The organism is Streptomyces sp. BA2, from assembly GCF_009769735.1.
Classification (GTDB): Bacteria; Actinomycetota; Actinomycetes; order Streptomycetales; family Streptomycetaceae; genus Streptomyces.
Genome location: NZ_WSRO01000002.1, coordinates 6,985,855 through 7,011,245 on the forward strand (window position 1 = coordinate 6,985,855; position 25,391 = coordinate 7,011,245).

18 protein-coding genes are annotated in these 25,391 nt (G+C 71.0%); 8 read left to right on the forward strand and 10 right to left on the reverse strand.

Annotation, left to right across the window (positions count from 1 at the left end):
* Window positions 1–37 precede the first annotated feature (37 nt).
* Entirely contained in the window at window positions 38–1,930 is a 1,893-nt protein-coding gene (locus E5671_RS34230) for an amidohydrolase (RefSeq protein WP_160507724.1), read from the reverse strand.
* Between the two features lie 191 nt (window positions 1,931–2,121).
* Between E5671_RS34230 and E5671_RS34235 the strand changes: the two genes are divergently transcribed.
* Window positions 2,122–3,120 (forward strand): LacI family DNA-binding transcriptional regulator, encoded by a 999-nt coding sequence (locus tag E5671_RS34235; RefSeq protein WP_160507725.1) that lies wholly within the window; start codon window positions 2,122–2,124, stop codon window positions 3,118–3,120.
* Here the strand turns inward: E5671_RS34235 and E5671_RS34240 are convergent.
* The gene (locus tag E5671_RS34240; protein ID WP_160507726.1) at window positions 3,102–4,211 is read right to left on the reverse strand and encodes an alkene reductase; all 1,110 of its coding nucleotides are present in this window, start codon (window positions 4,209–4,211) and stop codon (window positions 3,102–3,104) included. The two genes, E5671_RS34235 and E5671_RS34240, sit on opposite strands and share 19 nt — an antisense overlap.
* 105 nt (window positions 4,212–4,316) lie before the next feature.
* Here E5671_RS34240 and E5671_RS34245 point away from each other — a divergent pair, with 105 nt between their 5' ends.
* The 4 genes from E5671_RS34245 (at window position 4,317) to E5671_RS34260 (ending at window position 11,853) form a co-directional block, all read left to right on the forward strand.
* Window positions 4,317–5,252: a sigma-70 family RNA polymerase sigma factor gene (locus E5671_RS34245; protein ID WP_160510580.1), complete on the forward strand. Its 936-nt coding sequence runs from the start codon at window positions 4,317–4,319 to the stop codon at window positions 5,250–5,252.
* A gap of 187 nt (window positions 5,253–5,439) precedes the next feature.
* Window positions 5,440–8,154, forward strand: coding sequence for an aconitate hydratase AcnA (gene acnA, locus E5671_RS34250; protein WP_160507727.1), 2,715 nt, complete (start codon window positions 5,440–5,442; stop codon window positions 8,152–8,154).
* 172 nt (window positions 8,155–8,326) lie between these two features.
* Window positions 8,327–10,336, forward strand: a complete 2,010-nt coding sequence (locus E5671_RS34255) for an ATP-binding protein (RefSeq protein WP_160507728.1) — start codon at window positions 8,327–8,329, stop codon at window positions 10,334–10,336.
* Window positions 10,333–11,853, forward strand: coding sequence for an ABC transporter substrate-binding protein (locus tag E5671_RS34260; RefSeq protein WP_160507729.1), 1,521 nt, complete (start codon window positions 10,333–10,335; stop codon window positions 11,851–11,853). The genes E5671_RS34255 and E5671_RS34260 overlap by 4 nt, the downstream gene beginning before the upstream one ends.
* 28 nt (window positions 11,854–11,881) lie before the next feature.
* Here E5671_RS34260 and E5671_RS34265 read toward each other — a convergent pair whose 3' ends face one another.
* Both E5671_RS34265 and E5671_RS34270 read right to left on the reverse strand, forming a co-directional pair.
* Window positions 11,882–12,274, reverse strand: coding sequence for a VOC family protein (locus E5671_RS34265; RefSeq protein ID WP_160507730.1), 393 nt, complete (start codon window positions 12,272–12,274; stop codon window positions 11,882–11,884).
* Between the two features lie 126 nt (window positions 12,275–12,400).
* Window positions 12,401–12,748 (reverse strand): hypothetical protein, encoded by a 348-nt coding sequence (locus E5671_RS34270; RefSeq protein ID WP_160507731.1) that lies wholly within the window; start codon window positions 12,746–12,748, stop codon window positions 12,401–12,403.
* Between the two features lie 162 nt (window positions 12,749–12,910).
* On the opposite strand from E5671_RS34270, the gene E5671_RS34275 reads away from it, so the two are divergent.
* Window positions 12,911–15,790 carry a BTAD domain-containing putative transcriptional regulator gene (locus E5671_RS34275; RefSeq protein WP_202121372.1) on the forward strand — a complete coding sequence of 960 codons (2,880 nt, stop codon included), beginning with the start codon at window positions 12,911–12,913 and terminating at the stop codon, window positions 15,788–15,790.
* Window positions 15,791–16,038: 248 nt separating this feature from the next.
* Here E5671_RS34275 and E5671_RS34280 read toward each other — a convergent pair whose 3' ends face one another.
* From E5671_RS34280 to E5671_RS34295, 4 genes are read right to left on the reverse strand one after another with little or no spacing between them, the layout of a single operon-like run.
* Window positions 16,039–18,021, reverse strand: a complete 1,983-nt coding sequence (locus E5671_RS34280) for a HEAT repeat domain-containing protein (RefSeq protein WP_160507732.1) — start codon at window positions 18,019–18,021, stop codon at window positions 16,039–16,041.
* Window positions 18,022–18,669, reverse strand: a complete 648-nt coding sequence (locus E5671_RS34285; protein WP_160507733.1) for a DUF7019 family protein — start codon at window positions 18,667–18,669, stop codon at window positions 18,022–18,024.
* Between the two features lie 7 nt (window positions 18,670–18,676).
* Window positions 18,677–18,925: a DUF397 domain-containing protein gene (locus E5671_RS34290; protein ID WP_160507734.1), complete on the reverse strand. Its 249-nt coding sequence runs from the start codon at window positions 18,923–18,925 to the stop codon at window positions 18,677–18,679.
* Complete coding sequence (locus E5671_RS34295) at window positions 18,922–19,707, reverse strand: helix-turn-helix domain-containing protein (RefSeq protein ID WP_237330289.1); 786 nt, start codon at window positions 19,705–19,707, stop codon at window positions 18,922–18,924. Before E5671_RS34295 ends, E5671_RS34290 begins: the two co-directional genes overlap by 4 nt.
* A gap of 126 nt (window positions 19,708–19,833) precedes the next feature.
* Between E5671_RS34295 and E5671_RS34300 the strand changes: the two genes are divergently transcribed.
* Complete coding sequence (locus E5671_RS34300; RefSeq protein ID WP_160507736.1) at window positions 19,834–20,313, forward strand: ATP-binding protein; 480 nt, start codon at window positions 19,834–19,836, stop codon at window positions 20,311–20,313.
* A 135-nt stretch (window positions 20,314–20,448) separates the two neighbouring features.
* Window positions 20,449–22,104 carry a M1 family metallopeptidase gene (locus tag E5671_RS34305; RefSeq protein ID WP_336605922.1) on the forward strand — a complete coding sequence of 552 codons (1,656 nt, stop codon included), beginning with the start codon at window positions 20,449–20,451 and terminating at the stop codon, window positions 22,102–22,104.
* On the opposite strand, the gene E5671_RS34310 is transcribed toward E5671_RS34305, so the two are convergent.
* Window positions 22,101–22,901, reverse strand: a complete 801-nt coding sequence (locus tag E5671_RS34310; RefSeq protein WP_160507737.1) for a hypothetical protein — start codon at window positions 22,899–22,901, stop codon at window positions 22,101–22,103. The genes E5671_RS34305 and E5671_RS34310 overlap by 4 nt on opposite strands.
* Before the next feature lie 45 nt (window positions 22,902–22,946).
* The gene (locus tag E5671_RS34315; RefSeq protein ID WP_160507738.1) at window positions 22,947–25,346 is read right to left on the reverse strand and encodes a hypothetical protein; all 2,400 of its coding nucleotides are present in this window, start codon (window positions 25,344–25,346) and stop codon (window positions 22,947–22,949) included.
* Window positions 25,347–25,391 lie beyond the last annotated feature (45 nt).

Genomic DNA, 25,391 nt, shown 5'->3' on the forward strand with positions numbered 1-25,391 from the left:
TGTACGTCGTTTCCGTACGCCATGTGCCCGTACCCGGTCAGCCGCATCCGCACGAGGCGTGCCGCCCACCGTGCACCGCGGCCTGCGCCGTGGGCCGCGGCCCGGCCGCCGCGCGCGTCACCCGGGCGGCGGCCGCGCGTCCGGCCGACGAGTCGGCGTCATGCACCACTGTGCCTCCGCTCAACGTCAGACGCACTTCGGAGGAGCTGATATCAGCCACCGGACACCGCGTCACATCGCGGTCGAGCAGCACCAGATCGGCCGACTTTCCCGTTTCGACGGTCCCGGTGAGATGGTCCATACGGAGTTGACGTGCCGTCCCGAGGGTGTGCATGAGCAGGGCGGACGAGCGGCTGAGACCTTCCTCGTCGCGGTACAGATCGCCCTCGCCCTCGAACCCGAACCGGTCGACGGCGGTACGCACCTGATTCCACACCTGGAGCGGATCGACAGGCCAGTCCGAGCCACCTGCGAGCCGCGCCCCGTGCCGCTCCAGACTGCGCGCCGGGTACTGCCAACGGTGGCGCCCCGCACCGATGTAGGGCAGCAGGGCGTCCATCGTCCAGGTGTTGCGGGTGGCCCACTGGAGCTGCATGCAGGGGATGACGCCGAGCCGGGCGAAGCGGGGCAGGTCGGCGGGGTCGACGAGTTGGAGATGGGCGGTCGTGTTGCGCAGGCCGCGCGCTCCCGTCGCACGCAGGGCGTACGCGTACCCGTCGAGGGAGGTGCGGACGGCGCGGTCGCCGATGGCGTGCGCGTGCATCTGCCAGCCGGCCTTGTTGAAGGCGGCGGTCAGCCGGCCGTAGTCCGCCGCCGACACGTACAGGTCGCCGCGGTGGTCGGTGGGCCTGCCGTCCTTGTCGAGATAAGGCTTCAGGAGCGCGGCGGTCTGCGCCGGGTACTCGATGACTCCGTCGAGGAAGACCTTGACGGTGCCGAAGCGGAGTCCTCGTACGCCGCCGAAGTCGGCACGCAGCCCGCGCGCGTAGGCGAGGGCCGCCGCCGGGTCCTTCGCCAGATCCGAGTCGATCCGCAGCGCGGGCACGATGCGCTGAGGCAGAGCGCCGCGTTCGGCGAGCGCCTGATAGACGCTCAGCTCGCTCCTGCCGACGATCGCTTCCATGAAGGTGGTGATCCCGGACGCGGCGGCCTCGGCGAAGGTCTTCGCTGCGGCGGCGACGAGCTGCTCGCGATCCGGCGCGGGGATGTGCCGGGTCACCAGGGGCTGTGCGTCGTCCTTGAGTACACCGCTGGGCTTGCCGTCGGCGTCTTTGACGATCTTTCCGCCGGCCGGGTCCGGGGTGGACGCGGTGATGCCCGCGATGTCGAGGGCGCGCTGGTTGACCCAGATGTTGTGCCCGTCGCCGCCGACCAGGGCGACGGGCCGCCGGGTCGGCAGGGCATCGAGCATCGAGTGGTGCGGCGCCGTCCCGTGCGGCAGGAGTCCCACCGGATTCCAGTCCTCCACCACGAGCCACCCGTCGGGCTCCTCGTCGTTGGAGTCCTTCAGGAACCCGGTGAGTGTCTTCTGCAGCTCCTCGACGGTCTGCTCGGCATGCGCGAGCGACGGCTTCAGTGAACGGTCGGCGGCGCCCATCGGGTGGGCGTGCCCGTCGTGAATCCCGCTCATGAGGGTGCCGCCCCGCGCGTCCACGACGTCGGTGTCGCGCCCGATGAACCGCTTCAGCGAGGAGTCGCTCCCGACGGCAAGGATCTTCCCGCCCCGCCCGACGGCGACGGCCCGCGCGTGGTCGTGCTTACGAGTGCCGGTGAAGACACGGGCGTTGTGCACGACGAGGGAGGCGGACCGGCGCCGTGCGGCGGGCACAGCGGTCGCGCCGGGCGCACCCACGGCTGCGAGCAGCCCGGCGGCACCGGCGGAGGCGATGAGGCCACGGCGGGAGAGGGGGGAGGGGTGCGGAGAGGGCATGGGCGCTCCAGGGTGCGGCCGACCCCGGACACTGACGATGTGCCGCGGGGTAATCGGGATGGGGGTCCCCCCTGCTCCTTAAGAGCTTGGGGGAGGGCGGGAAAGATCCGCCGCGCAGCGGCGGCACGAACGCTGGCCGAGTAAGGCGTTAACCAGAAGCCACCCGCTTCGACGGAATCCGCATCCGTACGATGAGTCCCGTGCCAAGGCCAACCCTCGCCGACATAGCCCGCGCAGCGGAGGTGTCGACCGCGACGGTCTCGCACGCCCTGAACGGCACAGGCCGCGTGGGCGAATCGACGCGTCGCCGGGTACGGGAAACCGCCACCGCCCTGGGGTACGGCGCGGCTGCCGGAACAAGAACCATAGGCATCGCCGTCACCACGTACCCCAGAGCCTGGAGCTACACCGAGGTCGCCTACTTCTCCCGAGCGATCACCGCCGCCACCGCCGTCGCGCACACCCGCGGCTACGCCCTCACCACGCTGCCCGCCGACCGCGCCGCGGACGACGCGTGGCACAGCCTCGCCGTCGACGGCATGCTGATCATGGACAGCCCGCGCGGCGACCCGATGGTCCACGCGCTGCGCGCCCGCGGCATCCCGCTCGTCTTCGACGGCGTGCCCGGCGACCCGCGCCCCGGCGACCACTGGGTCGACAACGACCACGATGCGGCCACCCGCGAGGTCCTCGACCACCTCGCCGCCTCCGGCGCCCGCCGCGTCGCCCTGCAGTCCGGCGACGGCGACGAGCACTACGCGCGCGCCGTGACGGAGGCGTACGCCGCGTGGTGCGCGGAGCGCGGCGCCGATCCGCTGGTGGTGCCCTTCGACGTGGCGGACGCTCAAGGGCGGTCGTTCGACGCGTTGTTGCGGGGTCCAGGACGCGCCGACGCCGTCTACGCGGCGTACGACCCGGGCGGCCGCCAGCTCCTGGCCGCCGCGGCCCGGCTCGGTCTGCGGGTCCCGGAGGATCTGCGTGTGGTGTGCGCGAGCGAGGATCCCGCGTACGCGGCGACGCGGCCGCCCGTGACCACGGTGACCCTCGACCCGGAGCGGACGGCACGCGCCGCCGTCGGTCTCCTCGTCGACCTGATCGAGGGCGGCGGCGCGGCGGCGCCGGGCCCGGTCGTCGTACCGGCCGCCCTCCTCGTACGCGCCTCCTCGCGCGCTCAGCCCGCGGCCGGATAGTCGACGTACCCCTCCGCGCCGCCCTGGTAGTACGTGGCGGGGTCACCGGCCGCCAGTTCCCGGCCGAGGGCGAACCGGCCGACCAGGTCGGGGTTGGCGATGAAGTGCGTGGCGAAGGACACGGCGTCGGCGCCTCCCGCGGCCACAAGGGCGTTCGCGGATTCCCTGCCGAAGCCGTTGTTCGCGATCAGCGGTCCTTCGAACCGCTTCCGGTAGCGCGCGAACGCCTCGAAGCCGGGGGCCTCGCCGGGCCCCGCGAGGTCAGGGCCGCGCAGGTGGAGGTAGGCCAGGGGGCGGTCGTTCAGCGCCGTCACCAGTTCGTCGTGGTCGGCGAGCAGCTCCTCGTCGACGACGAAGCGCTCGGTAGCTTCCATGTACGGGGAGAGCCGTACGCCCACCCGCCGTCCGTCCCACTCGGCGGTGACCGCGTCGACGACGTCGAGCAGCAGGCGCCGTCGTCCGGCGCGGTCACCGCCGTAGGCGTCGGCGCGGTGGTTGAGACGGGGGTTGAGGAACTGGGCGAAGAGGAACGCGCCGAGGGCGCCGATCTCGACCCCGTCGAACCCGGCACGCCGCGCGTTGGCCGCCGCCGCGCGGAAATCGGCGATGACGGCCGCGATGTCGCCCGCGGTCATCGCACGCGGCGTGAGCGTCTCCTTGAACCCGCCGGGCGTGAAGGTCCAGGCGCGGGGGTCGATCGCCGAGGGCCCCGCGGGCAGCTCGCCGCCCAGGTGGTCGGGGTGCGAGGCGGCTCCGGTGTGCCAGAGCTGCTGCACGATGCGGCCGCCGAGCGCGTGGACGACGTCGGTGACCCGGCGCCATCCCGCGACCTGGGCCTCGCTGTAGACACCGGGGACGTTGACGAACCCGACGGCCCGTTCGCTGACCCAGGTCCCCTCGGTGATGATGAGCCCGGCGCAGGCCCGCTGCCCGTAGTAGGCGGCGTGCAGTTCGGTGGGGACGAGGCCGGGGTTGTCGGCGCGGGCCCGGGTGAGCGGGGCCATCACCACGCGGTTGGGCAGGCGCAGTTCGCCCAGGTCCACGGGGTGCAGGAGCGGCTGGCCGAGGGTGGTGGGCAGGGTGGCGGTCATGGCGGTTCTCCTTCGTGGCGTTACTGTCACGGCGGCTTTGGCGCCGGGGACACGAAGGTGACGACGTACGACCGGGAAAGGTGACCGATGGACCCGATGGACCCGATGGACGGGCAGGAGATCCTCGCGGAACGCTTCGAGGCACACCGGGGCCATCTGCGCGGTGTCGCCTACCGCATGCTCGGCTCGCTCAGCGACGCCGACGACGTCGTGCAGGAGGCCTGGCTGCGCCTGAGCCGCACCGATGCCGACGCCGACGCCGACGAGATCGAGAACCTCACCGGCTGGCTCCGCACGGTCGTCTCCCGCCTCTGCCTGGACATGCTGCGGTCGGCCGCGACGCGCCACGAGCAACCGGCGGGCGAGCATCTGCCCGACCGGATCCCGGAACCCGGCGACGGCGGGGACCCGGAGGAGGAAGTGCTCCTGGCCGACTCGGTGGGCCGCGCGCTGCTCGTGGTCCTCGACACGCTGGGGCCCGCCGAGCGGGTGGCCTTCGTGCTGCACGATCTGTTCGCCGTGCCGTTCGACCAGATCGCGCCCGTAGTGGAGCGCACCCCGGTGGCCACGAAGAAGCTCGCGAGCCGCGCGCGCCACAAGGTGCAGGCTCCGCCCGAGGTCCTCGCCGCCCCGGTGCTCGCGGAGCACCGGCGTGTCGTGGAGACCTTTCTCGCGGCCGCCCGCACCGGCGATCTGGAGGCGCTGCTCACGGTCCTCGCCCCCGACGTCGTCCGCACGGCCGACCTCTCCGCGCTGCCGGCGGGCCGCGCCGCGGTGATGCGCGGGGCACGGGCCGTGGCGGACGAGACGGTCCTGCTCAAGCGCAACGCCCGCTTCGCGGAGGCCGCGCTCGTCGACGGCGCGGTGGGCCTTGTCGTGGCGCCACTGGGCAGGCTGCTCCTCGCTCTGGTCATCAGGGTCGAGGACGGGCGCGTGGCCGCGTACGAGGTCGTCGCCGATCCCGCGCGGCTGCGGGCGCTCGATGTGGCCGTGCTCGACGACGTGCCCGGCACGCCCGAAGGAGGGCATGCCGGACTGTGAGCGGGCGCACTTCGTCGTCACGCCGGGGCATGTACTAGAGTTATCTCGACATCGAGATATCTGCCGAGGCGCACCAGAAGCCGCCCCCCGGTAAGGGTTACCTAACTAAGCCTTACCTTAGCGGATCGACGAGGAGTCGTGGCGGCAGGATGTGACGGAAACGCGCACATATATGAAGGAGACTGTCGTGTCGGCGAACAGCTTCGACGCCCGCAGCACGCTGCGCGTGGGCGACGAGTCGTACGAGATCTTCAAGCTGGACAAGGTAGAGGGCTCCGCGCGGCTGCCCTACAGCCTGAAGGTCCTCCTTGAGAACCTGCTCCGTACCGAGGACGGCGCGAACATCACCGCCGACCACATCCGCGCGATCGGCGGCTGGGACTCCCAGGCCCAGCCCTCGCAGGAGATCCAGTTCACGCCGGCCCGCGTGATCATGCAGGACTTCACCGGTGTGCCCTGTGTCGTCGACCTCGCCACCATGCGTGAGGCCGTCAAGGAGCTCGGCGGCGACGCGGACAAGGTCAACCCGCTCTCCCCGGCCGAGCTGGTCATCGACCACTCCGTCATCGCCGACAAGTTCGGCACGGCGGAGGCCTTCGGCCAGAACGTCGAGCTGGAGTACGGCCGCAACAAGGAGCGCTACCAGTTCCTGCGCTGGGGCCAGACCGCCTTCGACGACTTCAAGGTCGTCCCGCCGGGCACCGGCATCGTCCACCAGGTGAACATCGAGAAGCTGGCCCGTACGGTCATGGTCCGTAACGGCCAGGCCTACCCCGACACCCTGGTCGGCACCGACTCGCACACCACCATGGTCAACGGCCTCGGCGTGCTCGGCTGGGGCGTCGGCGGCATCGAGGCCGAGGCCGCGATGCTCGGCCAGCCGGTCTCGATGCTCATCCCGCGCGTCGTCGGCTTCAAGCTGACCGGTGAGCTGCCCGCGGGCACCACCGCCACCGACCTCGTGCTCACGATCACCGAGATGCTGCGCAAGCACGGCGTCGTCGGCAAGTTCGTCGAGTTCTACGGCGAGGGTGTGGCGGCCACGAGCCTCGCCAACCGCGCCACCATCGGCAACATGTCGCCGGAGTTCGGCTCCACCGCCGCGATCTTCCCGATCGACGAAGAGACGCTGAAGTACCTGCGCCTGACCGGCCGCGACGAGCAGCAGGTCGCGCTCGTCGAGGCGTACGCCAAGGAGCAGGGCCTCTGGCTCGACCCGGCCGCCGAGCCCGACTTCTCCGAGAAGCTGGAGCTGGACCTCTCGACGGTCGTCCCGTCGATCGCAGGTCCCAAGCGTCCGCAGGACCGCATCGTCCTCGCCAACGCCGCGCAGCAGTTCGCGCTCGACGTACGCAACTACGTCGAGGACGACGACGAGGCGGGCAAGGAGTCCTTCCCGGCCTCCGACGCCCCGGCCTCCACGAACGGCGTTCCCACGCGTCCGACCACCGTCACGGCCCCCGACGGCTCGACGTACGAGATCGATCACGGCGCCGTTACCGTCGCCGCGATCACCTCCTGCACCAACACCTCGAACCCGTACGTGATGGTCGCCGCCGCGCTCGTCGCGAAGAAGGCCGTCGAGAAGGGCCTGACCCGCAAGCCGTGGGTCAAGACCACTCTGGCGCCCGGCTCGAAGGTCGTCACCGACTACTTCGACAAGGCGGGGCTCACCCCCTACCTCGACAAGGTCGGCTTCAACCTCGTCGGCTACGGCTGCACCACCTGCATCGGCAACTCGGGCCCGCTGCCCGAGGAGGTCTCCAAGGCGGTCAACGACCACGACCTGGCCGTGACTTCGGTGCTCTCCGGCAACCGTAACTTCGAGGGCCGCATCAACCCCGACGTCAAGATGAACTACCTGGCCTCCCCGCCGCTGGTCGTCGCGTACGCCATCGCGGGGTCGATGAAGGTGGACATCACCAAGGACGCGCTCGGCGCGGACCAGGACGGCAACCCCGTCTTCCTGAAGGACATCTGGCCCTCCGAGGCCGAGGTGAACGACGTCGTCGCCAACTCCATCGGCGAGGACATGTTCAACAAGTCCTACCAGGACGTCTTCGCGGGCGACGCCCAGTGGCAGGCCCTGTCGATCCCGACCGGCAACACCTTCGAGTGGGACCCGCAGTCGACGTACGTCCGCAAGCCCCCTTACTTCGAGGGCATGACGATGGAGACCAGCCCGGTCTCCGACATCACGGGCGCCCGCGTCCTGGCCAAGCTGGGCGACTCGGTCACCACCGACCACATCTCCCCGGCCGGTGCGATCAAGGCCGACACCCCGGCCGGCAAGTACCTCACGGAGCACGGCGTCGAGCGCCGTGACTTCAACTCCTACGGCTCGCGCCGAGGCAACCACGAGGTCATGATCCGCGGCACGTTCGCCAACATCCGCCTGCGCAACCAGATCGCGCCGGGCACCGAGGGCGGCTTCACGCGTGACTTCACGAAGGAGGACGGCCCGGTCTCCTTCATCTACGACGCCTCGCAGAACTACCAGGCGGCCGGCACCCCGCTCGCGATCCTCGCGGGCAAGGAGTACGGCTCGGGCTCGTCCCGCGACTGGGCCGCCAAGGGCACCGCGCTCCTCGGCGTCAAGGCCGTCATCGCCGAGTCGTACGAGCGCATCCACCGCTCGAACCTCATCGGCATGGGCGTCCTGCCGCTCCAGTTCCCGGAGGGCCTGTCCGCCGAGTCCCTCGGCCTGACCGGCGAGGAGTCCTTCTCCTTCACCGGCGTGACCGAGCTGAACGAGGGCCGTACGCCGAGCACGGTCAAGGTCACGACCGACACGGGCGTGGAGTTCGACGCGGTCGTCCGCATCGACACCCCCGGTGAGGCGGACTACTACCGCAACGGCGGCATCATGCAGTACGTGCTGCGCTCGCTGATCCGCAAGTAGGCCTCAGCAGCCAGTAGTTGAGGGCCGCACCCCTGTTCGGGGTGCGGCCCTCAGTCGTTCGCTGTAAGGGGAAGTTTCCCCGAATCACTGTGAACGTCCGTGTGTTGCGGGGATATTGGCCGCCGTCCGGAGTGCCACAACGGTGTGGTGCCCGCACGGAGGAGGCCGGCTGATGCCGAGGGAGTGGGCGGGGGAGTCCGATCGTGACCGGTCGGTCCAGGCCTATGTGGAATCACTGATCGTGCCGGACCGGGGCGCCCGCACAGCCGCCCACCATCCCGTCACGCTCCTGCTCGGCCCGCGCGGCAGCGGAAAGACGACCCTGCTGCGGGCCATGGCCGCGTGGGCGGATTCCGCTCCGGTGGCCCGCCTCGACCTGGCCGATCTCGCTCGGGACGAGAAGAACCCCATCGACGTACTCAGTGAGCTCGCCTTCAAGCTGGAGCCCCGCAAGCAGAACGTGCCCCGCCTCTCCTTCCCCGCTTTCACGCTGGTGCGCACCGCACTCGGCATCGACGTCGACCCCGCCAACCGCGCCGCCGGCCGACGTCAGCTCGGCCAGGAGCTCGCCGGAACGCCCCGCCGGTGGCTGGACATCGTCAACCAGGTCGCCCAGATCGTCGCCTCGTTCCTCGGCCTGCCGTCCGGGGTGAGCAATGCCCTGCAACTCCTGCCGCTCGGTGAACAGGGCTGGCTGTGGGGCCGGGTGCGCTGGAAGCTGGCGAGCATCCGGCGGCGTTCCACCGCCATCAGCTCGGCCCTCGACTTCCTCATCGAGCTCAATCTCGCCTACAACAGCGGCGCCGACGAGGACCGGGCCCGCACCGAGCGCATCGCCTGCGAGGTCTTCCTGCACGATCTGCGGCGCCGCTACGCCAAGCGGGCCTGGGCGGTCCGCTGCCTGATCCTCCTCGACAACGCGGACAACGCGCTCGGCGGCGAGGTCCTGCGGCTGCTCCTGGAGAAGCGGCACGCCGCCACCCCCGACCCGCTCGTCGTCCTTGCCACAGCGGGCAGCTACCCCGAAACGCTGCAGAACGTCGAGTACGGCTGGCAGCATCAGCCCGGCGGCGCCTATCCGGGCGTGTGGCCGCCCGGCACCACCGCCTTCACCCCGACCCAGGCGTACGAGGGGCTGCGCGTCGGGCAGCTGCGCGACCTCACCCGCGGCGAGGTGGAGCAGCAGGTCGCGGAGGTCCTGAAGTCCGCATCGCCACCCCCGCCCCGCGACGACTCGGGCGTACGCTGGCTCAGCTGGGCGGTGCACGAACTCACCCGCGGGCAGCCCGCGGGCACGGCACGGGTGCTCGCCGCGCTCTACGGGTTCGACGCCACGGTGCCGTGGGAAGAGCGGCTCGCCCGCATCTGGGACCCCTCCGGGGAACTGGTCCGGGGGCTGCTCGACAGGCTGCTGCCGATCGACACCCCGGAGGGACTGCGCGAGCTGCTCGCCTCGGCCGCCGCCGCGCCGGACCTCGCCCAGGCCCTGATCACGCGCCGGGTGCAGGACGAGATCCCTGACTATCTGCGCACCCAGTTCTACGACTTCTCCCGCGACCGCATGTCCTCCATGCACGTGGACACCGGCGACCCGCACGCCGACGGGCGCCCGGAGACCCCGCACCCACTCCTGCGGCGCCTCCTGCTGTGCGAACTCCCCGATCCGGACGCGCTGCACGCCACGCTCCAGGCGGAAGCCGAGAGCCGCGGCGAGCCCGGCACGGCCGCCTACCACGCGCTCGCCCGAGGGGATCTGCCCACCGCCGCCGCCTACTTGGAGGGCATCTTCGAGCAGACGTCACCCGAGGAATGGTGCACGGAGCTGTGCCGGCTGCGCCGTGCCCCGCTGCCTCCGCCCGGGGACGGCAGCGTCGGCTCCTCCCAGTGGGGACACTACGAGCAGCTCGTCACCCACCTGCGGGACGACGCCGTCGGGCCCCGGCTGCGGACCATCACCCGGCTCCTCGCGGCCAGTTGGATCGCCCCGGAGCCCCGCGCGGCTCTCACCACCGACCTGGTCGGCGATCCGTACCGCGAACCCCTCGGCGATCCGCACGCCACCCTCTACCGGGAGATCAACGCACGCTTCCACACCCTGGCCGCCGCCCACGCCGCACGCGTCGCGTGGCCGCCCGTCCTCCTGGACAAGGCCCAACAGTACGAGATGGAGCCCTGGCGATGACCCGACCGACGCTCACCGTTCCCCGGCCCCCGGTCAACAAGGTGCTCGTCGGTCTGGTGACCCTTGTCGTGCTGGCCGCGCTCGGATACGCGGGTCATCGGGTCTTCATCGAGGTGACCGAGTGCGCGGACGGCATTTCCAAGGAGGCCGGAGGCGAGTGTGTCGGAGTGACCGACGGCCACTTCGCCTTCCCGGGCCTCGACGACATCACCGGCAAGCTCCGTGAGGCGAACAGCCGGGTCGACGAGTCCGGCGAGCACACCGTGACCGTCGCCCACCTCGAATCGATGTCCGGCGGTACCGAGGACCGCGGCCCGGAGGGCATCCGGCAGGCCATCACCGGAGCGCACATCGCCCAGCTCTCCCTCAACTCCGAGCGCGGCACCGTCCCGCGCGTGCGCCTGCTCCTTGCCAACACCGGGAAGGGCGACAAGTACGCCGACCAAGTCGTCGACCAGCTCCTGGAGTTGAAGGACGAACAGCACCTGGTCGCGGTCACGGGCATCGGACAGAGCAACGAGAACACCCTCGCGGCGGTGAAGAAGCTGCGCGAGGCGGGCGTGGCCACCGTCGGCGCGACGGTCGCAGCCGATGAGATGAGCTCCGTCGGGAAGCCGGGATTCTTCCGGGTCTCGTACCCCGCGAAGGCCCAATCCGCGGCGGCGGCACGGCACTTGAAGAAGCAGCAGGACGCGAAGGACGACTACCGGGTGGACGTGGTCCGGGACAGCAAGTCGGGCGACATCTACGACGCCTCGCTCTACACCGGCTTCCGGGCGGCCGCGGCACGCACCGGCCTCAAGGTCCGCCACGTCATCCCGTTCACCTCCGGCGCCGCTTCGGGCGAGGGCAACGCCCTGCGCGTCGCGGCCCAGAAGGTCTGCGACGCGGGCGAGCGTCCGGACGCCGTGTACTTCGCGGGACGCCGCCGGGAGCTGCGCAGCTTCATCGAGGCCGTCGGCGAGACCAGGCGCAGCTGCCCGGTCACCGTCCTGTCCGGATCGAGCGCTGTGGGCGTGTACTTCGACACCAGCCACGGCGGCAGCGGGGAGGAGCTCGCCGAACTCGACCGGCGCTGGAAGGCGAGCGGCATGAAGGTCTCGTACACCGCCTATACGCACCCCGAGGCGTCGAAGGAGATCTACGGCGGCCCCAGGAACAACCCCTACACCGACTTCGAGCGCCGCTTCCTGGAGGTGAACGGTGGCGCACCGGGCGCGCTCACCAACGGCCAGGCGATGGTCGGGCACGACGCGCTCTACGCGGCGGGCATCGCGGCCCGCAGGGCGGTCGACACCTACGGCGGCCGGCAGGTGACGGCACCGAAAGTGCTCGCCCTGCTCGGCCAGACCAATGACTCCTACCGGGTCCGTGGCGTCAGCGGCGAGATCGCCTTCGACCCGGATACCGGGGAGCCGGTGGGGCGCCCGATGGCGCTGGTGGAACTCCGCCCGCCGGGTCAGGACGGGGGTGCCGACGGAACGCGCTACCGCTTCGTCGAGACCCTCGCCCCTTGAGGCCGTACACCGGCCGTACGACTCCCGGCTACGACGCCGGGAATCCGCCGTACGGCACGGTGATGATCTCCATGGCGTGGCCCGCCGGATCCAGGAAGTAGACGCCCCGGCCGCCGTCGTTCGTGTTGAACTCACCCGGCAGCTTCTGCTGCGGATCGGCCCAGTGCTCGATGCCGCGCGCCTTGATCTTCTCGTACGCCGCGTCGAACTCCGCCTCGGAGATCAGAAAGGCGTAGTGCTGCGGGGTGATCTTGTCCGCGGGGATGCCGGCGAAGTCCAGGGTGACGGAGTTGCTCAGTTGCACCGCGATGAACGGGCCCCACTCCGAGGCGATTTCGAGCCCCAGAAGCTCCGAGAAGAACTCGGCGGACTCCCGGTTGTCCCGGGCGTGGATGATCGTGTGGTTCAGCTCGACTGACAAGGAATGCCTCCAGAAGGCATCTCCCGACACCTCCATGCCTCACCCAGCCGGTGACCGGCACGCGATGTCGCCGTGGATCTTAGGCACGGCGACATCACGCTGTCGAGTCATTACCGCTTACCGCTATTACCCTTCTTCCCAGCCCACACTGCCGACGCCCGTGCCGCCGAAGCAGCGGGCGCTCGACACGTCGGAGGCGCCGGGCTTCAGGGTCTTCCAGTCTCCGGCGGTGTCCGGCCACTCCCCGCAGACCACCGTGACACGGAAGGCCGTCACGACCCCGGTGTTGTTGGTGCAGTGTGCGTGACCCCAGTAACCGTCGGTGTCCGTGGTGCAGCTGAGTGCGGCGGCGGCGCCGGCCGGTGCCTGCTCCGCCGCCGTCGCGCCCGTCGTGACGGCGAGCACCGGCAGGGTGGCGACCGCCAATCCGGCGAGCTTGAGGGCGAGGCCGGAAAAACCGCGAGGCTTGTTCATGCGTAGGTCTCCTCTGAATCTCTTGGATCTCTGTCGCGGTGCACCGGATGTGCACCGCCGTCCCACTGCTCTGATGTTTCCGAGCGGCCCTCTCTCGCCGGTCACTCGATAGTCACTCGACACTCACCCCGCGTACTGGAAAGATGACGCTAGGTAACGGGGGTGAGGATCACGGAGTTCGAGTACAGGCTTCTGGGGCCGCTTGAAGTGCTGTTCGACGGCAGGCCCGTGGCGATGCGGGCAGCCAAACAGCGAGCCCTTCTGGCATCGCTCCTGGTGGACGCGAACAAGGTCGTCCCCACCGACACGCTGATCGACAGACTGTGGGACGAACCACCGGACGGCGCCCGCAACGCCCTGCAGAACTACGTCCTGCGGCTGCGCCGCACCCTGAGCGGTCCGTCCGGCGGACCGATCCGCACCTGCCCGCACGGCTATCTCATCGACGTGCCCGAAGACGCCCTGGACCTGCACCGATTCGACGCCCTGGTCTCCCGGGCCCGGACCGCGGGGGCGGCGCGGTCGACGGAGCGGGCTTCGGCCCTGCTGGGGGAGGCGCTCGCCCTGTGGCGAGGAGAGCCGTTCTCGGACGTGCCGTCGGAGCGGCTGCGCCTTGAGATCGCCCCCGCCCTGAACGAACGCCGCCTCGGCGCGCTGGAGTTGCGTACCGACGCGGACTTCCAGCTGGGACGGCACACGGACGTACTGCCACGCCTGCGCGAACTCACCGCCGCCCACCCTCTGCAGGAGCGCTTCTGGGCACAGCGCATGCTGGCCCTCTACCGCTCGGGCCGCCAGGGCGAGGCCCTGGACTGCTACCGCACCATCAGCGCCCTGCTGCTCGACGAGTTGGGCGTCGACCCGGGAGCGGAGCTGTGGCAGCTCCATCAGCGGGTGCTCACCGCTGACCCCTCCCTGACCGCACCGGCGTCACCGGACGGCCCACGGGCCGCGGGAAACCTGCCCGCCGAGACGACGACATTCATCGGCCGGGAGAGCATGCTCCGCAAGACGCGGAAGCTGCTTGAGAGCGCCCGGCTCGTCACGCTCACCGGGCCTGGCGGAGTCGGCAAGACGCGCCTCGGATTGCGCGCCGCCGCCGAGGCCTCCTGGGCGTTCCCGCACGGAGCATGGCTCGCCGATCTCGCGCCGCTGACCGAGCCGCGGCTCCTGGACCGTGCGGTCGCCGAGGCGCTCGGCATCCCCGACCAGTCCCTGCGACCCGGTACGGCGGTGCTCGTCGAGCACTTGCGGGAACGGCAGTTGCTGCTGGTGCTCGACAACTGCGAGCACGTCGCCGAGGCGGCAGGCCACCTCCTGAGCACGCTGCTCGCCGCGGCCCCCGGCCTGCGTGTCCTGGCCACGAGCCGCCAGGGACTGCGCGTCCCGGGGGAGTACCTGCTGCCCGTACCGCCGCTGGCCGTCCCCCAGGACCGGGGCGCGCCATCGGCGCTGACGCGCTGTGAAGCCGTGCGGCTGCTTGCCGACCGCGCCGAGGCCTGTGCCCCGCACTTCCGGATCACCGCACACAACGAAGAAGCCGTGGGCCGCCTGTGCCGTCGCCTGGACGGTATCCCCCTGGCGATCGAACTGGCCGCCGTGCGTCTCGGCACGCTCTCGGCCGAGGAGATCCTGGAGCGCCTCGACGACCGGTTCCGGCTCCTCTCCGACACCGGGGCGCGCACCGGCCCCCGGCACCAGCGCACCCTGCGCGGCGTCGTCGACTGGAGCCACGACCTGTGCGACGAGCGCGAGAAGAGGCTGTGGGCAGGGGTGTCGGTGTTCGCCGGCGGCTTCGACCTCGCGGCGGCCGAGGCGGTGTGCCCGGGCGAGGACACCACCCGTGAGGACATCGTGGACGTCCTTGCCGCTCTGGCCCACAAGTCGGTGCTCACCGTCGACACGACCGGACCCCGGGCCCGGTACAGAATGCTGGAGACCCTGCGCCAGTACGGGCAGTGCAGACTCCGGGAACTCGGCCTGGACACCTCGACGCGGCGGCGCCACTGCGTTCACTACACGGACATGACCGCGCGGGCGGCGGAGCGGTGGTTCGGTCCTGACGAGGTCGCGTGGCTCTCCCGGCTGCGCCTGGAGTCACCGAACCTGCGGGCGGCCCTGGACTTCTGCGTCAGCGGAGAGGGCGACGCCACGGCCGGCCTCGCGATCGCGGCCAGCCTCACCCGCACCCGGTACTGGTTCTTCAGCAGCTCGCTCGGGGAGGGCCGGCACTGGCTGACCCGCGCGCTCGACCTCGCCCCTCACGCGCCCGCCCCGCTGCGCGTCGGCTGTCTGGCACTCGCCGCCTGGATCGCGCTGTGCCAGGGGGACCAGTCGGCAGGCGAGCGGTTCCTGGCGGAGGCCGTGCGGCTCGGTGACGCCACCCCGGACGGTGAATCGCTGTGCGTGCTCTCGTACATGGAGGGAGCCTTCGCCTTCCTCGTCGACGCCGACGCACGGGCCATCGAGCTCCTGGCGCGGGCCAGGGAGCGCTTCCGGGCCGACGGCCAAGTGGGCGATGCCCATATGGCGACCATGCTCTGGGCCATGGCGATGGCCTTCTTCGGTGAGCGGGAGCCCGCCTTGGCGGCCGGGCGCGAGTACGTGACCGAGGCCGACACCCACGGCGCGGGCTGGGCACACTCCTGGAGCCTCTGGGGCATGGCACTCGCGGAGCTCCGGCACGGCGACCCGCACCGGGCGGCGGATCTGTTGCGTGACTCCCTGCGCCGGCAGCGGGCCATCGGTGACCGCTGGGGGCCCGTGTGGGGAGTGGAGGCCCTGGCCTGGGCGGTCGCCGCCACAGGTGATCACGGCCGAGCCGCCCGGCTGATAGGGGCGGCGGCCCGGCTCCTGCGCACGACGGGCGTCGCGCTGACGGGCCTGCGCCCGCTCCACGAGGCCCACATCGAGACCGAACGCGTGGTGCGCCACACCCTCGGCGAGCGGGCCTACGCGACGGCGTTCGCGGAGGGAGCGCAGACCCGGGACCCTTTGCGGCTGGCACTGGGCGGGTCCACCCAGGCGCCACCCACCCGGTGACTGCCACGCGACGCCGCGCTACTTCCTGCGTACGGCCTTCGCCATGCCCGCACCGTGACGGTCACGCCGAGTGCGACTCACCCGACGGCGGTTCCGGGCCTACGCGGCGGCGTTCGCGCAGGGAGCGGGGAGGGGGCCCTTTCACGCGATGCCGCGCTACTTCCCGTCGACCGGCGGGGGCGGGGGGAGAACAGGACGCTTCCGTGCCTCGGACCCGCGGGGCGGGTGGGGCACCTGGAGTTACTTGGTCACGGACACGGCGGCGACTGTAGTCGGCCGGAGGCCTGGGCGTACTCGATTTCCTGGCGGTCCGCGATGACGGTGAGGGCCGCACGCTGCGCCTCGCCGTCGTGGCCGGTCCTGCGGCAGTAGGCCAGCACGTACTCGTCGGCCTCCTCGGTGCCCAGCTCGGCGAGGGCCCGCACGGCGGCGTCACGGCTGGAGTACCGCCGGTCGTCGGCCAGCAGCGCCGCCAGGGGCCCGGCACTCTCCGGCGCGCGTCGCACACCCAGCGCCTCGGCCACCGCCACATGGGCGTCCTCCGGCAGGATCGCCCCGGTCAACTGGCAGAGCCCCGCGACCGCTTCGGCCCCGGGGCAGTGCGTGAGCGCGGCGATCAGTTCATCGGCGACGTCCCCCCGGAGCGGCCGCGCCAGGGATACGAGGACGGGTCCTGCCGGGGCGCCGACCCGGCCCAGGGCTTCGACGGCGGCCCGTGCGACATCGAGGTTCACGTCCAAAGCGGCGACCACCCCGAGCGCCTCGGCCGCCTCTGCCGCCCCGGCCGTCTCGGTCACGGGGAACTCGCCCAGAGCCCGCACCGCCTGTAGCCGCACCGGCTCCGACGGGTCCCGCACAGCGGCCAGCACCACCGGCAGCGACTCCCGCGCCCCGATCAGCCCCAGTGCGCGCACGGCGCGGGCCCGGAGCGTGCCGGGCTGCTCCTCGTCCCCCGCCAGGGCCGCGAGGCGTTCGGCCGCCGGGCGGTGGCGCAGCGCGGCGAGCGCGTCGACGGCGGCGGTCCGCAGCCCCGGCGTACCGGTGTCGTCCAGGGCGGCAAGGAGCGCAGGAGCGGCCTCCGTGCAGCCCAGAAGCCCCAACGCCCGCGCCACACACCCCCGTTGGGCCGCATCGCCGCCTCCGGACAGCAGCGCGAACAGCTCCTGTACGGGTGGCTCCGGCAGGCGGGTCATAGCCCGCGCGACCGCCTCCCCGATCCGTTCGTCGCCGAGCGCGGCGAGGAGCGCGCCGCCCGCCGCCGTGCCTCCCACGGCGCCGAGCGCGGAGGCCGCGGCCCTGCGCAGGGTCGGGTTCGCCTCGTCAAGGAGCTTGACCAGCGCCGGAACGTCCCGGTAGTCGTGTGCCTCGCCGAAGAGTTCGGGCCGGTCCTGGATGAGGGCGCAGACCGTGACGCCGGAACAGCTCGGAGCTCGGTAGGGCGCCCGGCGCCCCGGCGAGGCATCCCTGAGATGGCCCCGCAGTTCGTCCCGGCCTGTCTTGGTCCTGGAGAGGAGCTCCGCCGCGGGCCGTGCGGTCGCGGCATCCGGATCACGCAGCGCGCGCCGCAGCATGATCTCGGGGGTCCAGCCTGCCGGCGGGGGCCAGGACTCCTCCGGGAGTTCGGTGAGCGCCCGGACCGCCGCCCTGCGCAGTTCGGCAGAGGTTCCTTCCGAGGCCACGAGGAACAGCAGCGCCGCTCCCGTACGGGGATCGCGCATCGCACCGAGCGCCCGCACCGCGTGCACCTCGTCACCGGGCAGCAGCGTCCAGAGCGCGGCCAGCAACGCGGGCACGGCCTCCGGCGGGCGCAGCGCGGCCACCGCGTCGACCACCAGCTTCGAAGGGCGCGGCTCGGCCAGCCTGCCGATCAGTTCACTGACGACCTCGGGCCCGCCGATGGCGGCCAGGGCCCGGAACACCGCTTCTTCCTGGCCGTGGTTCTCCAGCCGCCCGTCGTGCAGCAGCCGCAGCAACAGCGGGACCGCGCGGCGCTCACGCAGCTTCCCCAGCGAGGCGAGGGCCCGCAGGTGGAGATAGCGCGGGTAGCTGTCAGGCCGCTCCAGACAGTCGAGGAGTGCGTCGGCTGCCGTCGGGCCACCGATGTCACCGAGCAGCGCGGCAGCCTGCCGTGCCATGGGGAACTCGCCGGACCGCAGGACCCGGCACAGGCCCTCGACATCCCCGGCCAGCCGCATCCGGCCCAGGTCGGCGCGTGCCGCTCCCTGCTCCACTCAGGCCCCCTGCTCCTGGTCCTCGTCCGCCATCGCCACGTACAGCGGCGTGCCGATGACGACCTCCAGTTCGCGCCCGTCCTCCCCGGTGACGGTGCCGTGCAGCAGGCGCCGCGCGAGGAACTCGCTGTAGACCGGCGGTACCGTCAACGACTTGGAGAAGTCCAGGACTTGGCGCAGCGGGGACTGCCTGTTCGCCTGGGGGCGGCCGTCCGGAGCGTCGTGCAGGAGCTGAAACAGCGACGGCAGGTTCGAGTAGGCCGCCTGGATCGTGTCGACAGCCGTCCGCTGCCCGATCAGATGGTGCGCCGACCCGATGAGCGCGATGACGGTGTCACCCTCGCGTCCCGTCATGAACGTCGGCCGGTCGGCCGCCCCGTACCCCGCGATCCGCAGCCCCAGATCACCCCGGAACCAGGGCCTCGGCTCCGTCATCCAGCTGACGTCGAACTCCCGCTCCAGATACTTCTCGACGATGTCGAGCCGGTCGTACGTGCCGGCCTCCGCGCGCGGCGACGACTGCACGGCGACGCTCAGCACCTTCAGGTCGACCTTCGCCTCGACGGCGAGCCGCTTGAGCAGCTTGGGCGGGATCTGCTCGTACAGCATGTCCAGCTTGGAGCCGGACACGTAGAGGTAGTAGCGCACGTGCCGGTCAGGCTGGGGCCTGGGGGAGGGCCAGGAAGGCGCTCCAGGCGTCCGGCGCCACGGTGAGCTGCGGGGCGTCTTCCGGGTTCTTGGAGTCGCGGATGTGTACGGCGGTGGGGTGGGCGGCGATTTCTAGGCATTCGCCGCCTTCGCTGCCGCTGTAGCTGGACTTGCGCCAGGCGTAGGCGACTTCGAGGCATTGGCCGCCTTGTTCGCTGCTGTAGCTGGACTTGAACCACTGCAATGCCGTGTTCATTGCTCTCCTAGCAAACGGTCCAACAGGGCCCTCGTTTCCTCGGGGTTGAGGGCCTGTGACCGCAGCATCGCATACTTGCGCTCCAGAATGGACACCTCATCGGGGTCGGCGATGAGCTGGCTGCCTCGCTGGGCTTCGGTGTAGCCGAGTCGCTGGTGGTCCGGGGTCTCGATCAAGGTGAACGGCCCCGAAAGCCCCGCGTGAAAGCTGCGGCCGACCGGCATGACCTGAAGGGCAACACCCGGCAGAGCAGCCGACTCTCGCAGGCAGCGCAACTGCTCGATGTACACCTCATCGCCGCCGAGATGGTCCAGCAGGGTCACCTCGGAGACGACGAAGCTGATCGTCGGCGGTTCCCGGCGGCTGAGGATCTCCCGACGCTCCATCCGGGCTGCCACACGCAATTCGATCTCATCCTCGGTGAGCGCAGGAACCTCGTTATGGAACACGCCCCGCGCGTAGTCCGGCGTCTGAAGCAGCCCAGGCAGGACCTGGTTGTCGTACCAGGACAGTGCGAGCGCCTCGCGCTCCAGGTCCATGTACTCCTCGGCCCACCGAGGAACCAGATCCACCTCCGGCATATTGTCGACGGCCGTCTCCAACGTCCGGTTGGTCCCCAGGAGTTCGTCCAGCTGGATCGCCAGGTCCATCTTGAGAGGCCGCCGCCCCTGCTCAATAGAAGCGATGGCCTCCTCGCCGACGACGAACCGCTCGGCCAGCGACCTCTGCGTGTACCCCGCCGCCTCGCGGTGGACGGCGAGCAACGCTCCCACCATCCGCATGGCTGAGGCGTTCCTTCGTGACCGTCGCTTGGGACTGCTCATGCCGTCCAACTCCCCATCAGAAGCCCCGCATTCACGCAGTGAACCCGTACAGCCCAGCCGTACGGGTTCACGTACTGCTTCATGATGACCACGGAGCGTGACTCTCGTCACGTGAACGACGAAACTCCACGCGAACGCTTCTACCGGCGTGAACGCCAGTCCGTCCCCGCCGCCCGCGCCTTCGTGAGCGCCGCGCTGACTGACTGGGGGGTCGGTGAACGCGCGTACGACATCGCCCTCTGCGTCAGCGAGTTGACGACAAACGCCCTGCTGCACGGGGTCCCACCCGGGCGGGGGTTCCGGCTCCACCTCCGTTACGAGGGCGACGTACTGCGCGTGGAAGTGCACGACAGCGGCGGCGGGTGGCCCCGGCCGGGCGACGGCGGCGGTGACGGCGACGCCGACGAGTCAGGGCGGGGTCTTCTGCTCGTGGCGACCCTGGCCGACAAGTGGGGGGTCGTGGAGCGCGATCCCGGAAAGACCGTCTGGTGCGAGTTCGTTCAGGCCGCCGCCGGTGCCCCGCTCACAGCTTCCTCTCGGCGTGGCTGCCCTGGTCCTCGCTGATGGCATCGACGTTCTGCAGCAATTTCCGCCCCAATCGACACATCATTCGATCTATGCGTAACGTACCTTCTCGATTGATCTGTACCAATCGGGCCCCGGATGACCGGGGTCCGTTTTTTGTGGGGGAACACCACCGTGACGGAAGACCACACCATGAACCGCCCCGCCACGCTCCTGGCCGCGGCAGCTGTCTGCCTCGCCCTGTCGGCGTGCGACACGAAGCCCCCGGGCCCGGACGCCCCCGTACGCGAGACCCACCATCGCCTCCTGGAGCAGTTCCGCTCCTGGGCCCGTGATTCCGGTGAGTCCCGCACCGCACGCCACGCGCAGGCCCTGGACACGGTCGAAGTCACCGATTCTTCCTACGACGTAGAGGTGCGGACCGACCTTTCCGCGAGGTCCGCCGAGGCCGAGCAGTTCGCCGATCTCTTCCGCACCTGGTGGGACGGCGACGACGGCGACGGCACCGTGCGGGACTTCGTCCTGCGCGACGCACGCGGGAATCGCGTCGACGACCACCTGTTCCCGACCCTCGGCAACAGCGGCTACGACGTGGCGCACTACGGCCTGACCCTCGACTACACCCCGGACAGCAACCACCTGACCGGCACCGCGGTGATCACCGCACGGGCCACCCGGGACCTCTCCCGCTTCAGCCTCGACCTCGCGGGCCTGCGCGTGCGCCATGCCGAAACCGACGGCTCCGAGGCACGCGTCAGCAGGGAGCGGAAGAACAAGCTGACGCTCACGCCCGCCCGTCCCATCGGCAAGGGGAAGACCTTCAAGACCACCGTCCGGTACGCCGGTACGCCCCGGATGCTCACGGCGAGCGACGGCGGCGACGAGGGCTGGATCGAGACGGACGACGGCGTGGCGGCGCTCGGCCAGCCAACGGGCTCCATGACCTGGTTCCCCGGCAACCACCACCCGTCAGACAAGGCGACGTACGACATCGACGTCACCGTGCCGTCCGACTACACCGCGGTCAGCAACGGAACCCTGCGCGAGACCCGGCAGCGCGGCAAGCGCACCACCTTCCGCTGGCACAACCCCGAGCCCATGGCGAGCTACGCCGCGACCGTCGTCACCGGCGTCTTCGACGTCTCCACCAGCACGACGGACGACGGCCTGCCCGTCTACACGGCCGTCGACCCCGACGAGGCGGACGGCCCCGTCGACGTCCCCGACCTGGTGCCCGAGGTCGTCGACTGGGCCAGTGACCGCTTCGGCCCCTACCCCTTCTCCTCCACCGGCGCCGTCGTCGACCACCTCCCCGACCTCGGCTACGCCCTGGAGACGCAGACCAAGCCCTACTTCGAGGAAGCGCCGGACGCACGCCTTGTCGTCCACGAACTGGCCCACCAGTGGTTCGGCAACTCCGTCACGCCCCGCGCCTGGCAGGACATGTGGCTGAACGAGGGCTTCGCCACCTACGCCGAGTGGCTGTGGGACGAGGAGCACGGCCGCCGCAGCGCCCAGGAGACCTTTGACTCCTTCTACGACGGCACGCATCCGGAGAGCGAGGGCATCTGGGACTTCCCGGCCGCCGACCCGCCGAACGCGACGCGGGTCTCCGACTCACCGGTGTACGGCAGGGGCGCCATGACGCTGCATCAGCTGCGCAAGGCGGTGGGCGACGACACCTTCTTCGCCGTCCTGCGCACCTGGACGCGCGAGCACCGGCACAAGAACGCCGACACCGAGCAGTTCATCGCGCTGTGCGAGAAGGAGTCGGGGCAGGACCTCTCGGACCTGTTCGATACGTGGCTCTTCTCGGCGGACAAGCCCTAGGGGCGGTCGAGGTCCCGGCACGTGTGCTCGTCGGGGAGCAGGGGCCTGAACGCGACCGCGTAGAGCGTTCCTCCGCTGCTCCAGCGGGTGTTCTGCCGTGCCCCCAGGGCGAGTTGACGGGCGCGTACGAGATCCTCGCCCGTCACCACCTCGCAGCGGCCTGCAATCGGCCGCAGTGGCCACGGTCGCGCCGTGCTGTCGTCGGCGCCGACCCCGCCGGTGGCGAGAATCGCAAGGGCGGTCGGGCGGTAGGCGGTGGAACCCGGCGGGGGAGTGTCCGAAGGCGCGGGCGGGACCCGAGTGCGTACGAAGTCCAGGACGCGGCCCCGATCGCCGTCGCCCCCGGCTTCGGGCGCGGTGACGCGCGTGCCGCGCAGGCCGCCCGGCGTGCGGTAGGTGACCGTCAGGAGGGAGGCGTCCGTGGACGTGGAGTCCTCGTGGCGGCGGGCGCGGGCGAGCCCTGCCGCGTGGGCCGCGTCGGTGAGTTCGCGGTAACGGGTGGGCGTCATGCGGTACTTGACGGCTGTGCGCAGCGCGCCCGAGGTCCGGGCCGGGGCGATCACGTGGCCGCCGCCGTAGAGGGAGAAGCGGGGCAGGTCGCCGCGCTCCCAGGGGCGTGGGGCGCTGTGGAGCTCCTGGACGCGCAGGACGAGGGTCTTGGGGTCCTGGGGTGGGGCGGGTGCCGGTGGGGTGGCCGTCCCCGTGCCGCAGGCGGTCACCGTCACCAGCAGGAGCGGGAGCAGGAGGACGCGCATGCGGGTGGGACGAGGTGGTGTCCCCGCCGGTTCCACCCGCACGAGCGGCTCCCTTCAGGCCGTGGCGTCAGACGTCGTGCCGTGGCGTCAGGACTCGGTCACGGTGTACGTGCCGGTCCCGGCCTTGTTGACGAGGACGACTCCGTAACAGCCGCCCTGCGAGGTGAACTTGAACGACTCGGCCTGGCCGGGGCCGTTCGCGGTCCCCGATGCGGTCGCCGCGTAGCGGCCGCGGACCGCGGTCTTGGCGTCGGCCGGGTCGGAGTCCATCAGGAACAGCTCCGCGTCCTGGCTCGCGTCGGACGGCGTCGCGGTGATGGTGACCTCGGTGCCGGCGGCCGGGCAGGTGTCCCAGACGGCGGTCACGTCGTCGGCGCCGTTCATCACCTTGGTGTCGGAGCCGCTGAGCAGCTTGCCGCTGTCGGCGACCTCGATGCGGTAGTCGCCGGTGCCCGTGCCGCCGAGCGGCCGCTTGACGACGGGGTAGTAGTCGCCGGGGCCCCGCGCGTTGGAGTCGACGGCGATGAAGTCGACGGTGTCCCCGGTGGCAAGGCTGACGTCGAGCCGCTGCTGCAACGCCTGGTCGTCGTACAGGTCGAGGTCGTAGTCGACGCCCGCCGGTGGCCGCAGCGCCACGACCGACCAGAATCGGAAGGTGGTGTCGTAGCGGTAGTTGTGCTGCGGGTCCGGTGTGGGCAGCGTCTTGGACTGTCCGTCGGTGAGCTGGTTGCGGAAGCCGTAGTCGATGCCGTTCTGGTAGAGCGCGCCGCCGGGACCCGAGCCCACGTCGTGGCCCTCCTGGCCGCGGTGGGTCCAGAACTCCTGGAAGGTGTTCGACCGGCGGTCGAGCAGGGTGTCCCAGATGGCGTTCTTCGCGGACTCCTGGTGGTAGTCCCAGTAGCGCTCGCCGGACGGGTCCATGAGGTCCCACAGGGATCCGGTGACCCGGCCCTCGGTGTCGTCACCGCTGTCGTACGACGTGGTGTCCTCGACGTGCCAGCCCCGGTACTCGTCGTTGTTGAAGATCGCCATCGGGTAGAAGTTGGCGAAGCCCTCGACCCAGGCGCAGCCCTTCGAACTGCGGGTGTCCATCGCGTGCGGGCTGCAGTTGTCGATGGCGGGGGGCCTGTTGTCCTCGTACACGTCGGCCATCACCGCGTGGCCGTACTCGTGCACGGTGTCGGTACGGTCGTCCGGCGCGGCGGCTTCCAGCCAGACGCTCTTGTCGCCCCACTGGTAGCGGCTGCCGTCGCCGTCGTCGTCATCGGGGTAGACGATCTCCATGCGGCGGCAGTCGCCGCTGTCCCGGGAGTCCCAGCACTCGCCCGGCGTCCAGTTCTTGGCCTGGTTCGCCAGGTCGTACGCGTGGAAGACCCGGTTCATCGTCTGGTCGCCGGGGGCGATGCGGCCGAAGTCCACCGTGCGGCCGTCGCCGATGTCGTCGCGCTGGCCGGAGCGGAACTCATAGACGTCACGGCCGAAGAAGTTGTCCTCGACGATTCGCCACAGACCGCTCTCGGTGCGGACCTTGACGTACACGTCCTGGCCGCCGGAGGTGTCGTTGTTGTCGAAGCACATCCGGAAGCCGCCGCTGCCGTCGGTCAGCGCGGAGTCGAGCCGGTCGTCGCCGCCGAAGGAGTCGTCGTCCCAGGCCTCGACCTGGATGTTCGGCGAGGGGTGCGCGCCGCCCGGCTCCGTGTAGCCGACCGTGCCGGTGACACAGGAGAGTGCCTTCGCCGACGGTTCGGTGGAGGGGGCGTCGTCGCTGTGCGGCTTGGGGAGCTTCGTCCTTGCGGCCACCGGCTCGAACGGCCGCTCGGGCTTGGCGGGGGTGAGCTCGACGCCGTCCGGGAGCTGGTGCAGCGCGGTGGAGTTGCGGCGCTGGTCGAGGCCCAGGTGCGAGGCGGTGGGCGTGGCGCCGACCGTGAGGAGCTGCATGTGCTCGTCGCGGTCGGTGGGCTCGGCCGATGTGCCGTCGACGCGGGCGCGCACGGAGGTGGCGGCGGCCTTGACTCCCTTGACCGGGAGCGAGAAGCGCAGGGTCTTCCCGGCCGCCAGGTCGATGGTGCGCTGGGCGCGGTGCACCGTGCCGCCGTCCTCCGGCAGCAGCTGGCCGATGTCCTTGAACTGCCATCCTGCGGGCGCGGAGGCCCAGTCGACGGCGGCGGGCAGATCGGCCTGGACGCGGGCGCCGGAGAGGTCGACGCGGGTGTCGACGGTGATGTCGAGGCGGGCCCGCTGTCCCACTGAAGGGGCCCGGTCGAGGCGGGTGGTCACCTGTACACAGCTCGACCAGTCCTTGGGCGCCGTACAACTGCCCTTCGGTGCCTTGCCGGACGCGGTGGGCGAGTGGTCCGCCGCGGAGGCGGGGCCGAGGAGGGTGAGCGGTGCGCCGATGGCGAGGGCGCCGATGACGGCGATGGCCTTGGAGCGGGTGCCGGGTCTTCTTCGCCGTAAGGCCGACGGGCTGGCTGATCTTCGTAACACGAACGATCCCCAATCAGTGGCGTGATCATGACAAAAGGTGTGTTA

Bases quoted from the DNA above. Each gene is read 5' to 3' on its own strand.
- E5671_RS34270 (WP_160507731.1), bottom strand. From the start codon at position 12,748: ATGAACAAGCCTCGCGGTTTTTCCGGCCTCGCCCTCAAGCTCGCCGGA.
- E5671_RS34290 (WP_160507734.1), bottom strand. From the start codon at position 18,925: ATGAACACGGCATTGCAGTGGTTCAAGTCCAGCTACAGCAGCGAACAA.
- E5671_RS34295 (WP_237330289.1), bottom strand. From the start codon at position 19,707: ATGCGGATGGTGGGAGCGTTGCTCGCCGTCCACCGCGAGGCGGCGGGG.
- E5671_RS34255 (WP_160507728.1), top strand. From the start codon at position 8,327: ATGCCGAGGGAGTGGGCGGGGGAGTCCGATCGTGACCGGTCGGTCCAG.
- E5671_RS34300 (WP_160507736.1), top strand. From the start codon at position 19,834: ATGACCACGGAGCGTGACTCTCGTCACGTGAACGACGAAACTCCACGC.
- E5671_RS34245 (WP_160510580.1), top strand. From the start codon at position 4,317: ATGGACGGGCAGGAGATCCTCGCGGAACGCTTCGAGGCACACCGGGGC.
- E5671_RS34235 (WP_160507725.1), top strand. From the start codon at position 2,122: ATGAGTCCCGTGCCAAGGCCAACCCTCGCCGACATAGCCCGCGCAGCG.
- E5671_RS34260 (WP_160507729.1), top strand. From the start codon at position 10,333: ATGACCCGACCGACGCTCACCGTTCCCCGGCCCCCGGTCAACAAGGTG.
- E5671_RS34230 (WP_160507724.1), bottom strand. From the start codon at position 1,930: ATGCCCTCTCCGCACCCCTCCCCCCTCTCCCGCCGTGGCCTCATCGCC.
- E5671_RS34240 (WP_160507726.1), bottom strand. From the start codon at position 4,211: ATGACCGCCACCCTGCCCACCACCCTCGGCCAGCCGCTCCTGCACCCC.